The sequence below is a fragment of the Lamprobacter modestohalophilus genome, from assembly GCF_016583905.1.
Lineage (GTDB): Bacteria > Pseudomonadota > Gammaproteobacteria > Chromatiales > Chromatiaceae > Lamprobacter > Lamprobacter modestohalophilus.
Genome location: NZ_NRRY01000010.1, coordinates 75,043 through 88,171 on the forward strand (window position 1 = coordinate 75,043; position 13,129 = coordinate 88,171).

General features: G+C 57.7%; 8 protein-coding genes. 2 read left to right on the plus strand and 6 right to left on the minus strand.

Going from position 1 to position 13,129, the window contains the following annotated elements; all coding sequences use genetic code 11:
- Positions 1–31 precede the first annotated feature (31 nt).
- On the plus strand, positions 32–268 hold the full coding sequence (locus tag CKO42_RS08450) for a hypothetical protein (protein WP_200242055.1): 237 nt from the start codon (positions 32–34) through the stop codon (positions 266–268).
- Between the two features lie 88 nt (positions 269–356).
- On the opposite strand, the gene CKO42_RS08455 is transcribed toward CKO42_RS08450, so the two are convergent.
- The 3 genes from CKO42_RS08455 to CKO42_RS08465 all read right to left on the minus strand — a co-directional run bounded on the left by CKO42_RS08455 (position 357) and on the right by CKO42_RS08465 (position 5,337).
- Entirely contained in the window at positions 357–1,238 is an 882-nt protein-coding gene (locus CKO42_RS08455) for a TIGR02452 family protein (RefSeq protein WP_200242058.1), read from the minus strand.
- A gap of 115 nt (positions 1,239–1,353) precedes the next feature.
- Positions 1,354–4,077, minus strand: a complete 2,724-nt coding sequence (locus CKO42_RS08460; protein WP_200242061.1) for a hypothetical protein — start codon at positions 4,075–4,077, stop codon at positions 1,354–1,356.
- A 150-nt stretch (positions 4,078–4,227) separates the two neighbouring features.
- Positions 4,228–5,337, minus strand: a complete 1,110-nt coding sequence (locus tag CKO42_RS08465; RefSeq protein ID WP_338034879.1) for a helix-turn-helix transcriptional regulator — start codon at positions 5,335–5,337, stop codon at positions 4,228–4,230.
- 57 nt (positions 5,338–5,394) lie between these two features.
- On the opposite strand from CKO42_RS08465, the gene CKO42_RS08470 reads away from it, so the two are divergent.
- Positions 5,395–5,835: a hypothetical protein gene (locus tag CKO42_RS08470; RefSeq protein ID WP_200242064.1), complete on the plus strand. Its 441-nt coding sequence runs from the start codon at positions 5,395–5,397 to the stop codon at positions 5,833–5,835.
- A 305-nt stretch (positions 5,836–6,140) separates the two neighbouring features.
- Here CKO42_RS08470 and CKO42_RS08475 read toward each other — a convergent pair whose 3' ends face one another.
- The 3 genes from CKO42_RS08475 to CKO42_RS08485 all read right to left on the minus strand — a co-directional run bounded on the left by CKO42_RS08475 (position 6,141) and on the right by CKO42_RS08485 (position 13,122).
- Positions 6,141–6,452 (minus strand): hypothetical protein, encoded by a 312-nt coding sequence (locus CKO42_RS08475; protein ID WP_200242067.1) that lies wholly within the window; start codon positions 6,450–6,452, stop codon positions 6,141–6,143.
- A 467-nt stretch (positions 6,453–6,919) separates the two neighbouring features.
- The gene (locus CKO42_RS08480) at positions 6,920–10,099 is read right to left on the minus strand and encodes a DEAD/DEAH box helicase family protein (protein ID WP_200242070.1); all 3,180 of its coding nucleotides are present in this window, start codon (positions 10,097–10,099) and stop codon (positions 6,920–6,922) included.
- A gap of 11 nt (positions 10,100–10,110) precedes the next feature.
- The gene (locus CKO42_RS08485; protein ID WP_200242073.1) at positions 10,111–13,122 is read right to left on the minus strand and encodes a DNA methyltransferase; all 3,012 of its coding nucleotides are present in this window, start codon (positions 13,120–13,122) and stop codon (positions 10,111–10,113) included.
- Positions 13,123–13,129 lie beyond the last annotated feature (7 nt).

Genomic DNA, 13,129 nt, shown 5'->3' on the forward strand with positions numbered 1-13,129 from the left:
GGCATCGCGTCACACAAGAGAGGGACTCGCCATGGTTTCAAGCAACACCGATGTTCGCACGCTTGTTCGCGGCGCGATGAAACAATACCCCTGGCTGACGACGGAGCCTGGCAGCAAGCACTGGCGGCTGCGCAGCCAAAGAACTCAGGACTTCATCCCGATCCCGTTCTCACCCTCCGAACATCGGATCATCAAACACCTGCGCGCGCAGATTCGCCGGCTCGCCACGACCGGTGATGGCTTCATCGCCGCCAAGCGTGCCTGCTAACGGGAGCTGAGGCCATGCGCAAGACGCGCAGACTAGCCGCCAAAGCGTGCGATGGACAGGCACGCTTTGCGGCCTGTTGACCCTTGCCTCAGGCCGGATCGTCTTGAGCCAACCCAGCGCAGAACGGTGCCAGGAAGCGCCGTTCTGCTGACCAGTCGACGATCGCAAACACCACCTCAGAAAAGGCGCCAGCATGGCGTTCGAGCGCCTGCTTGAAATCGCGGGCGGTGCGGGTGGGATCATTGCCGAAGGCGCCACAACCCCAGGCGCCAAGCACCAGGGCGCTGTAGTCGAAGGCACGGGCGATCTCGAGCACGCGCTCAATGCGCTGTTGCAACAGATCACCGGCTGCGGGTTGACCGATCGCCGGTGCGTAGGGCGCGGCACCGGTCAGAACGTCGACCGTCCAAGGCGCGTCCAACGACGTGCCCTTATCAGTGCGGAACACAGGTACCGTTGGCGAGAGGATCGCCCAGTCGCTGGAATCCGGCTGTGGCCGCTGGGCATGGGCGGCGTACATCGGATCGCCACGTAAGGTCGCGAACAGGGCGCTGGAGCGGCAGAGCACCTCCTCTTGCGCGCGGGCGCCATTGAGGAAGCCGCCGCCGGGGTGAATGCCGTTGGCAAAGTTCAGGGCCAGCACCCGTTCGCCGGCATCGACCAAGCGACGGGCGGCCATCAGCGTGGTCTCGTTGATGACCTGCACGCGGGTCCTATCGAAACGCGATAGACTCGGGGCTGGCAATGCGTCATCCGGTGGTAAGCTGCGCTTAGCGGCCACTGCGGCGGCGACGGCCGCTGCCCAGTCCACTTGCTCGCCGGCAGCCGTGCGGTAATGCCCCTGCTCGATGGCCTCAAGCGCGCTGTGTCCAAGTGCGGCGGTCTGCTCACGCGGAAGGTTGAGGGCGTCGCGACACTGCCTGGCGTGCGCGGGTGAATCCGTACAGGGAAGAAAGGTCAACTGGCTCATGGTGCTCCAAGGGTAGGTCGCTGACGGCTGATCGATGTCCGCTGGTGATCGCGCGTGCGGTGCGTTGAGCAACGCCCAAGCACCGCAGCTGCAGTCTCATGGCCGCAATGGCGAATCAGATGCGGCTGTCTTGGCTGCTCGCAGCCGCCGGCGCATCCCGCCAGGCGAGGAACTTCCGGACGCTGTCGCAGGCCGCGATGAGCCGCTCGCAGTCCTCGGCCGCGCAACTTATGATCCCTTCGTTGTACCAGACCGCAGGTGCGGCGATGTCATCATCGAGCATCCAGCGCGCCTGCTGGCCATCGCCGACGAAGGTCCAGTCGATCGGGGGTGGCGTCGTGGTGACGCGGCGGTACTGGCCATTGGGCTGGCGTTGCAGGCCGAACAGGCGCTCGATCTCCGGTTCCAGTGAGACGCTGAGGTAACTGGCTGCCTGGCGAACGGCCTCCTGCAGGACACCATAGTCTGGATCATCGGCGTCGGGTTGGATTGCGCCATCCAGGGTTAGAGCACCGGTTTTGAACAGCGTCATGCGCACCGGCGGCAAGCTGATTTGCAAGTCATCCAGGTTGTTCCCGAGCGCATCCTGCTCGCACTGCGCATCCGCGAGGAGGTCACGATCCTCCGGCTCAAAGAGGATCTCGACCTGGTCCTCAGTGACGCTCAAGCTGACGCGCGGATCATCTAGGGTTGGCGCTGGCTGCACCGGTTGCAGGGCACCGGCGATGACGCGATAACCCAGCCTGTCAGCGATCCACGCGAGCCTGTCATTCGGTGTGACGCCGAGCGCCGCCAGCAGTCCGGGCAAATCGGTCCGCAGTGCCTCTGGATCGCCGATCAGACCGGCATCGCGCAGCTGCTCGTCCTTGGCCAGACGCAGGATCAGCACCAGGCGCTCGTGGGCGTCGAAGATGAGGAGTCGGCGCTGGCTGCCGCCGAGCCGATATCCGGTCGTGCCGATGGACTCCTTGGAGGCGACAGGATGGCCTCGCTTGGTCAGGAGGAGGTCTTCCTGATGCTGATCGAACAGGACAAGGTGGTGATCGGGGGTGAACTCCGAGAAGCGGTTGATCAGCCCAGCGGATGCAAGGGCGGCTTTGAGCAGATAGAGTCCTCGCGGGTCCTGACCAGGCGCCTGGAGATGGAACCAGCGTTTCCGGGGTCCTTCGTGACGCACGAGTAGGCCGGCGACCGGGCCATGATCGCGATGCCGGCAGAGCCACTGCTCGCTGGGCTTGACCACGTCCTGATAGTCGTCGACCAAGCGCGATTGATAGGTATAGAGGCCATCCTCGGAGCGGCCTCGCGTTCGCCAACCGGCATCGGCTGCGACGCGCTGGCCTTGGGCAACGGTTGGTTCGAGTAACGGCGCGCCAACCACGTCGTGATGCAGATCCGGGTACGCCAGCCCCAGATCGGCCAGTGCGCTCCAGAAGAAGGCCGGGCGTTCATAGGTTTTCGCAACGCGCTTGAGCATGCGCTCACGCAAGGTTGGATCGATGGGGCGGTCGTCGGCCTCGGTGTCGTACCAGACATAGGCGAGTCGGCCCGGGGCTGGTAGCCACCAGGCTCGTTCCTCGTGGACGAGCAAGCGCCCCATGCGGGTGGTGATCGCGCTGTCTAGCCCATCGCGCCAGTAGAAGCCATCATCGGCAAACTCGTGAAAACACGTCAGGGACAGATCGAGTGCGCCGGACTTGACCGCACGGCTGAGCGCGCGGCAGAAGCGATCGAAACCCGGCCCATCGAGCAGGGCGGGATCGATTTGGCGGCGCAGCGACACCAGCCCGAAGACACCGGCGGGCCAATCACAGTCCGCCTCATCGTCGGCCATGACGAAGCCGCGATCAGCCTCAAAATCGATATCGATCTGAATGACGCAGGCGCGCCCCAAGGGGCGCACGATGAGCACGTCGGACGCCCACTCATACCAGAACCGAAAGCCGTCGACCTCGGCGAACTCGTACTCGTCCAGGTCGATCCTGCCGCAGATGCCGACCCGCTCGATCAGCTCGGCGCGGTCGCCGAGATGGGTATCGGAGCGGCGATTGAGCGGACTGACCTCGAACCCGCGGTCGTTGAGCAGATCGAGCAGATCCTCCTTGTACTGTTTGGCGGCCTCCTGGCGCGCGGAGCGGTTTGAGCCTTCGGCCTCGAAGTCATCGAGTTCGCCGAAGTAGAAGGAGGCTGCGGCCACGGCCTGGCCGGTAGGCTCGAGATCGTCGTGCAGATAGTACAGCTGCAGACCGCTGTTGGCGCGGTCCTCGAAGTCGTCGTCGTAGTCGCCATCGGCAAGGCAGTTGTCGAGCTGCCGGCCGACCCAGTGGACCTGTTCCAGGGTCTCGCACTCGCGCCATTGACCATGCAGGGTGTTGGGCAGGTCGCCGCGATCGAGCTCGCCGAGCGCCTGCAGTGCTTGAAGCCGGGCCGGATCTGCGACCCAGCGTTGGCGTTGCTCGAGCAACTCCGGCACCCCGATCTGGCGGCGGGTGAGGCTCTTGCGGAGCTTGCGGGCGCGGCGCACGAGTGCCTCGTGCTCGCTGAAGGCGACGACTGCACCGGCCTCGGTGACCAGTCCAAGCACTTGGTGCAGGGTCTGTCGGGTCGCGTCCGAGGGAACGAAATGATGCAGTGCCTGCCCTTGGGCGTGCCGTTTGACCGCCCAGTCGGGTGCGCCTTCAGTGAGTGCCTGAATGATCTGCGCGTTGTCCTCGCGCTGGCTCGCCCAGCTGGCGAGCTGGATCTCCAGCGCCTCGCGGAGGTCCTCTGTGAGCCGTAGGCCGGCCAATTCGCGGCGCGCCCAGGCGCGTGCAGCTTCGGGGTAGAGATAGTTGGGCATGGGTGGACTCCTTGTAACGACGGGTCTGATAGCGGCCTCGATAGCCGTGGCCGCTATCAGACCCGATTGATCAGACAGGCCTTGTCGCTTGGAGGCCGTTTGAATCCCTGATGGGTTCAGCAGCCCGTGCTTGCCGAGCGGTGACTGGCCTCATGCATCGTCAGCGGCAGTGGTGGAGACGGTGACCACCGGTGCCTGAGCCAATTCTGGCAACGGCTCAGGCACCGGCGGATAGATAGCCGCCATCTTGCGCGACTGCTCGGCCACAGTATGACGCAGTCCCTCCGGCTCCAGCACTTCGAGCTTATCGCCGGCGCCGAGCAGCCAGCGCAGCAGTTGCCCGGTCTGCGGCAGGCTGGCCTGGATGCGCAGAGCAAAATCCGAGTCCTCCGGCTCGTCTTCGCAGATTTGTTGATCGGTGAGTGGACAATCCAGCAGCAGATCCGCAAGGTAGCCGCGCACGCGGATCACTAAGGTGATCTGTTGGCCACGACCGAAGTCGACTTTGCCTTCGGCTAAGGCTCGATCCAGATCGAAGTTGTCGGCGGCGCGCGCGGGCATCTGCGCTTTCGGCTTGGCGCGGATGAAGCGCTGCACCGCATACAGGCGCACAGTGTCCTCGTCGTTCTTGAGTGCGAATAGGTAGGGAATGGGACCGCGCTGTACCAGGGCTTGCGGATGCAGGATCGGGGTACTGCGCTCACCGTTGGCGTTTTCGTAGACCACGTCCAGGCAGCAACGCTGGGCGAGTGCGGTGATGATGCTGTGCAGCACCTCCGGGTAGAGTTCAACCGGGCGCAGGCGCAGGCTATCCGGCACCACGCGCAATTGCTGGTCGGTCAACAGCGGGCGGTCGCGCTCGTAGAGCAGGCGTTCCCAGAGCCGGTCGAGCTGGCGTTTGGGCACGGCCTCGGCAATCAGGTCGCGCACCTGGCGCAGGGTGAAGTCCCAGATCAGGGCGTCATCGTCGAGGGTATTGCCGATGCGCCGGTAGCGCAGCGGCTTGCCACCTGGGTTGACGATCTCGATGCGCTGATCCTGGACCAGCACCTCGAGGTCACGTTGCAGCGCGCGGCGGCGGCTGGCGGGACTGCCCTTGCCATAGGCTTGGTCGAGGATGTCGAGTAGGCGGGCGCCGTCGAGACAGTCGGCGGGCTTGGTCCCCTGCTTCGGCAACACGGCCTCGAGCCGGCGCAGGCGTTGGATGCGATCGTGGTAGGCGGCGCTCATGGGCCGAGTATAGCCGAGGTTGTCGGACACCTGCTGTCGCATCGATGCGGTTCAATGGCGCCCTTCAACCACACCGAGGTCTCGCCCATGTCCCGCAACGAACGTCCCCTCTCCTCCCGCGAACTGCTGAACCGCATTGGCCTGAATGAGGAGACGCCAAACAGTCTGCTTCTGAATGAGTCGCTGGATGATCTGTTGGGAGATCTCGAGGGGGATCTGGGCTCGGTGCTGCTGGAGCGCTATGCCCTGCTCAACCAGCCTCAGGCCTTCAAGCCAGGCGATCTGGTGTGCTGGAAGCCGGGGCTGAAGAACCGGCGGGTACCGGCCTATGGGGCGCCAGCGGTGGTGCTTGAGGTGCTCGATCAGCCGATCACGGATGGGGAGACCGAGAGTGGCAGCACCTATTTCCGCGAGCCGCTGAGTCTGGTGTTGGGGCTGTTCTGGGATCGTGATCAGGGGCGTGGAGATTTCGTCGCCTTTCACTTTGATGGGAGGCGGTTTGAGGCTTGGAACACGAAGACGGCTTGATGCTGCGGAGCGATAGGACGAGTAGCTGAACTGGACGGCAGACAGGGGTCCAGCTCGCAGCACCTAGTCGAGCTAGCCGATGAACAGGCCTTCATGGCCGGACTCCGCGCCCCGAACAGTGGCGGCTAGCTCAAGGCGCTGTCGCAGCTGGAGTCCGCCGGACTGCTGCGCCATAAGCGAGAGGGACTCGAGCCGGCCCAAGCCCGCCTGCAAAACGGAAGGATCAAAAGCTTGAATCTATTTCCGAAGCCACTGCTTTTCCAAATCTTCCTATACACTGTATAGCAACACTTCACGGATTCACATTATTGATAAACTATTTGAACGTGAAAGCCTTCAGCTCTAAGATCCTTCATTAAAAGCGCCAGGTATTCGTACGTTCCATGCCCAGTTGAATGAACAATTACGGTGACTTGGTTGATGTAGCCTGCAATTCTTTTTCCTATCCCGGTATTCTTAAAAAGGTTTTGCAAATCTCCAGCAAGGTAGTGAGGATTGCTGGGGTGGGGATTAAGTATTTCTCTTTCCCCCTCGACCCACACTAGACATGGTTTAAAGACTGCACCAATGGATAAGTCAGACGACTCATGCGAAGGAAAGACAACAGTAAATTTCATGAGACTTCAGAATTTTATCAGTGATTTCGACGAGTCGGCTTTAGTCACCGTAACTTCTCAATAACCCATGGCAGCTTTCAAATCAGCGGATTACGAGGCTCTACCGGAACCCTAGACCTTTTTCTGAGAGTGATCGTGAACGAAGAATCAATGCCTTATAGCGGATTCCCGTTTCACGCAAGTAGCAATGTGGACAAAAATTCAGCTACTGGAGCCTCTATGTCTTTGTTTTTACGAGTGCCATGACTTATTGAGAAGTTACTAGTCACCCTAAAGAGCCAGGCAACAATTTACACCCGGACGCCTTATCTTCCGCAAGTTAAGTCGAACCTAGTGCAACCCTGTTAAACACACGAGACCGTCCCAAGATAATGGCGTTGCCATTTTCATCACACGCATAGGAACGGCTCAACAACAACAGGGCACTCGCATCCATCGTAACAGTGCTACCACCTAAGCCCTGATGGTCATGGCGCTACTACAGCACTCAGTAACTGGGCAATATAGTCATCCTTGTCATCCTTCTGAAACAGCACATGATTGCTCACGAAGTCCTGATCAGACGCTTCACCCTCTTTCCACCAGCGAATGTTAGCGCGGAGTGTGTTTGACACGATGAACGAGTTCAACACGATGCCTGGATCACCGAGGCGGCTTTCGATCTCCTTGATCTTGGCGTGAAACCGGATCTTCGGGTCATCAAAGCCATGCACCCGGCCCAGCCCCTTTGGGTCAACGAAGGCAACATACTGCTTCTCGTCGGTGACCATCCACAGGATGAAATCGGGGAAGAAGTTACCGGCCTCGAAGAAGCCAACGCCTTTGCCTCGGCTCTGGTTTCTGAGGAGGTATAGCTCCTTGCCCTCGAAGAAGGCGGTTGCTTTGCTGTGGTAGGTCTTTAGGTCGTTAACGAAATCGCGCTCGCCTTCGTTCAGGGCGACCGGCGAGACTTTGACCACTTCGTTTTTTCCGAGATAGACCAACGGCTGGTAGAGATGCCGTGAGAAGTCGAAGGCCTCAAAGGTGCCGAACTTCCAGCTATCGCGGAACGTCCCATCTTCGAGCTTGGTCTTCAGCTCGGTGAGCTTGTTGATCCATTCCTCCTCGGAACGCTCCACCGTGGCACGATACGCATCGATGAAGTTGTCATCGGTGCCCTTGACGTCGAAGTATTCCAGGTGCGGCCCTTCATACTCGCTCTTGCGGAAGTTGATGTAGCGCTCGGCGTACTTCTTCAGCAGTGCGAGCGCGATATCCTGCCACATGGCGACACGGGCAAAGTCGCGCGGCTCCAACAGATCAGCGGGGATGAGGAGACGGTACCAGCTTGGATCGGTGAGCAGCGCCGGGATGGTTTGGCGCTCGAGCTGAAGGTTGTACCAAGCCTTCTCGTTCTTGTACTCCGCAAGCGCGAAGTAGAGCGCGTTCATGTCCAGAAAGGCCAGGTGGCGATGGTCAAGGACGCCTTCGTTCAACTCCACGTCCGCCGCCGCTGCCGCCACACCGGCGGAGCGCCGGGCTTGGATCTTCGGGTACCAGTTCAAGGTGACACGCCCGGTCATCGCGGACGGCGGAGTCTCCAAGGTTGGCCGTTCCTTCTTCTTGAAGGGCGTGATGTCGGGCTTGAGCCGAATCAGCTTCAGATCAGAGCGCGTCAATCGCTTGAGGACCGGCAGGACGATCTGTTCCGTGGTTTCCTCGCCAACACCCTCCTCCTCCAGGTACTCCTCGAACTCCTTCATATAATCCGAACGGATGCCGAAGACATTCAGCGTTTCGAGCAATTCGATGTGCGCCGGGTGCTTGATAGCTTGCAAGTGACCGCTGCGCTTGAGGCCGAAGTCGTAGCCCTTGAGCCGCACGCCGCGGCCAAACAGTTGGATGATCTCGGAGCCTTCCGTCCGGCCGACGTTCATCAGCCCCATGGTGCAGACACGCCAGGAGCTCCAGCCTTCGGTGAACTTCTTGGCGCCAACGAGCAGATTGATGGTCGAGTCCGGTTTGTTGATGCGCTCGAACAACGAGGTAGCATAGGTTTGATCCGTGACCACCATGTTAGCCTCGCGCCCTTCGCCGAGCTGCCTCATCAGCTTGGCGGCATCGCCGACGTTGATCAGGCCGAACCAGTCGTTCTCGCCGACGCGCAAGCCGATCTCGCCGGTGCCACCGCCTTTGAGATGTACCACATGCAGCGAACCGGAAGCAGCGGCGCGGAACACGACTCGGAGCAGATCGGCGAATAGCTCCCGGGCCTGAGTGGTCTCCCAGGCCGTTTGAACATAGGGAAATGCCTTGCCGAAGATGCGCCGGTTGCGCTCGTCCCGTAGATCGTCCTGCTGGGTCAAGAGCAGCTCGAGAAACTCGACGGATTCACCGCCGCTGTTGGCGAGGAACCGGGCCAAGAATTGCAGAATGGCGTGGATGTCGCTGACGGTTGCATCGTTGGCCTCGTTCTTCGCCGTCACCTTCCCACCGACAAAGATCCACAGCGGATCGGCGAGCAGGTAGGGCTTCAGTTCTTTGATCTTGTCGGCAAACAGGCGCTTCTGTTGGTAAAAGGCGAGAAGGCAAGCGGTCAGGTAGAGTTGCCGCTGACTGTCCAGTTTTTCCTGCGTCAGATTCAGGATCTGGTGCTCCTTCCCGTAACCGTCGGCATGGAAGAACTTGTAGGAGTAGTCGAAGAGGATGCAGCGGGCGTACTGCTGCACCAGTCGATAACCTTTTGTTGGTGACTTGCCGGCCTTCGGCGGTGTTGCGGTGCCGGCCGCCTTGATGGCTTGTCCGAACGTGGCCGAGTACTCGAACGAGAAACCGTTCTCGCAGAGCTGGTTGCGTTTGGCCATCCAGTCCTCACCGCCAGCGCCGCGATGGCCCTCGTCCACCAACACCAAATTGTTGGACTCGAAGGCATCGACGGCCACCGTCACATCGCCGGCCTTCGCCTTGAGCTTGTGGATGTCGATGATCTCGACCGCACCGGCCGAGAGCAACGAGCCGCCGTCTTTTTGGAACAGATCACCGTGCAGGCCGGCGAGATCCAACTCCTCCTTATGCTGCAGCGAGAGCCCATCGTTCGGCGTCAGCAGAATGGTGCGGTTGAACTCACGCAGGCGGTTTGCGCGGCTGAGGTAGTGCTGAAACTGCAGGATGTTGACCTGCATGATTAGCGTCTTGCCGCCACCGGTTGCGATCCAGATCGCGAGCTTGTTGATGTCCTGCTCGCGGAAGGGCTCGATCCGCTCTTTCTCCGGCAGATCGCCGTTGAACTGCTCACGGAAGGTATTGAGGTCCGCGCACAGCGCCGCACGATCGGTAAAGTAGCGGTCCAGGTAATGCTCAGTGAACAGCAAGACCAGGTACTGGAAGTACAACGGATACAGTGTGCTGCCTGAGCGGTTGCGTCGCTCGGTGATCTGGCGCCAGTGGCGGACGATGTTCTCGTCGTAGCGCCGCAGGGTGTCGTCGCTCATCGCTCGCTGGCGGAAGGGTTTGTTGATCAACTCGTGATGGAAGAGCGAGGTGTTTTCCTCATCGAACCCAACGAGGTTCGCATCGGCGAGCAATCCCTTGAAGGTCTCGAGCGTCTCGACGCCGAACTGCTCTAACATCCAGCGGCCAAGAACAAGCTTATCGGTGAAATGCACCATGACGGTTTCCCTCACACGTCCTGCACGTCGAACATGAGCCGTCTGAACTCGATCTCGATCATCTTGACCTTCGAGTGTGGGTCCTCCAGCGTGTGGTCGCCATTGACGTAGATGTGATCGAATTCTGTATCGCGTGGGTGGTAGCTCTGCTTCTGCATAAAGGCTTCTAATGCCGCGTTGTTTTGCTCTTTGAGCTTGCGCCAGATCACGAGCACCTTTTCCTCCTGTGGATTGGTGCCGATCACGACCTTGAATCCCCGGATGCGATCAAGCGTATTGATTCGAAGGCCGAGCAGATAGTTGAAAGTCTCGACCAGATCGACGACCGTGGGCTTGTATGCACTCACGCTGCCTGTCGCGATGTTGAGCTTGTAATTGAAGGGATCTTCAAACTGCTCGATGTTGAGCAAGGATGGGCTATCCGCTGTTTCAACGTCCAACCAGTAACCGAGCATATAGTCTTCCCGGAGGGATGGGTTATTGTCGAGTAGATCCCCTTGTTCTTTTCTGCGGGAACTGATCAGTAGATTGTTGAGAGTATCTTCGTACGACTCGAGTCGCAAATACTTCAAGAAGATAGACAACCCGTTATGATTTACCACCTTTCCTTCACGCCATTCATCTGAATAAGCGGCCTTCAAAATACGAGGCTTTAGTACGCTATCAAAATAGTCTGCCATTTCTATAAGAATAAATTTTCTGCTGCCCCCGTCCTCACGATTCAAATTAATTACAGCATGACCAGTAGTGCCTGATCCGGCAAAGAAATCTAATACTATCCCCTTGCTATTTCCGTTTAAACCCGCTTTGCAGCACGCGGTAACAAGATGCACCGACTTGGGAAAATCAAAAGGATTGTTTTTAAGCATGCTGTTTAAAATGCGAGTTCCGTGGAGGCCTGCATTAAATTTTTTATCATCCCAAACGGTTTTGTAGTTTTCTTCCTCTTTATATATATTGATTTCAAGTCCGTTTCTTCCCTCTTCTGCACGAAGCATGTGCTTTATATCAGTAAATCTATTTCGTGAGTAGCGCCATTTCCTCTCAATTCCATTATTATCGACTGGCCAAACCTCTAGCTGACTTTTCCCAACCTTGACATTCCGCGACGCGGGATGAAAAGAATCTTCAGGAACATCTCCGACATCAACAATTTCTCCATTATCTACTATAAACGGATAGAAGCAGGTTCGCGCATCTGAACGAAGCGATTCATTACCTTTATCCCTTAAGTTTAGGTTTGCCGTTGAATAGCTCTCTCTTTTTTTTCTTGCGATGCATTGCCTGCTATTTGTCGGCAGCATGAAATAGCAGTACTCGCTAATATTGCTGAAATTCGAACTTTGAATACCTTTATGATTGTGTATAACGGTTATTAATGATTGATGAGCGCCGGGAAACATATCCGATAATATAAGCCCGAGACGCTCCTGCTCGTTTTCATCTATAGCTATAGAATATACATAATCTTCTGAAAGCAAACATTTTGACGCGCCAATCCTGTTTGCAACCAGACTCATCCAAGAAGAATGCTTATATTCGTTCTTATAGAGAATTTCTGTTGACTTTGAGTTGTAAGGAGGGTCAATATAAACGCAATCAATATTATTTTGATATTTAGTACCGATTAAATTTAATGCTTGCATGTTGTCTGAGTTTATTAGCAATCCATCGCATTGATTATCAACGCTAACGATAGACGCAAGCAACTCTTCTTGAAAAGATGCATCAAAGAAACGCGTATCCAATGCAAGCTTTTGGTTTTCTTTTAGAAAATCTACTTTAGATGATTTAACCTGCTCAAGACCTCCAGGGGCACAAAAGTCTTTAGGTTCGGCAAGACCTAGATTGATCCAGTTTTCTATTTGCATCTCGTTTTCTGCTATTTTTGGATACAGAGACTCTGGCACCTGATCCAAGGTTATGCAGTAACCAACTTCCACTACAAACTTCTTCTTCAGCCACAGCTTCTTCTGAAAATCCTCAACCTGCGCCAACATGCGGATGATCTTTTTGGCGATAGAACGAAGGATCTTAATCTTGCGCAGATGCGTTTGAGTGATATTTAAGCTGGCTTCATCAATGTCATCGAGATAGAACACCTCGTTCTTGATGTAGAAATCCAGCTCGCGACGCAGAAAGCCGCCTAGGTCTTTGTGAATGAAGTAATCAAATGTGTTGCGTGCTGTGTAGTCGTTGAGATGCTTTTCGAGCAGAGTGCGCTTAGGATTTGCCTCAGTCGGCGCGGGCTTACGCAGCAGGTCTAGCCAGTCATCGTAGCCTTGCTGTGCGAAGATCGCCGTGACGGCCTCAGCGTTCAGCTTGTCCTGCTTCTTCTTGCCAGCGGGCACGTAATGGAAGCGGATTTGCAACTCGTCGATATCCAGAACAAGCGGTTGGTCGGTGTCCAGCACAAAGCGGCGCTCCTGGTCTACTGAGGCCTTGACGTTGTCCTTCTCCATGTCGGCTTCGACAAGCTTGATCCGCACTGTCTTGCCGTCTTCGCCTTGCACCGTGAAGGCGTAGTCGCGCAGGTGCTCGGAGGACTTGACGTAGTACTGGTCATGGTTGGCCCAGTAGAGCTTGACCTCCTCGCCTTCGTAAGGGATCGCGTAGGTGTCCGCCTTGTAGCGGCGCTGGGAGATGAAGTCACCCTTGTCGTAATAGCGACTGAAGAAGGTATGTAGGTGGGAGTAAATCTCGTTCTCAACGGCTGTCATGTCGACCGAGCCCGCTGCTTTCGCCCTGAGATCGGCGACCTTGGGTGACTGCTCGGGGTCCATGCCAGCGTCGGCCAAGGTCTTGATGAGCGTATCGAGTTCGGCCAGGATTTCGGTCTTGGTCCCCCCGGCATAGTCGGCGAAGGCCTCCTTCACCTGGGGCAGCAAGTCGTGCTCAAGGAACCGGTCGATCTCGTCGCGCTTCTGGTTGAGGATGCGATAGATGCCGAAGTCCAGGTCGGCCTTGTCCATCTCGAACAGGGTGCGCAGAGTCTTGATCAGTTTCTTGTAGGCTTCGCTCATGGGTGTT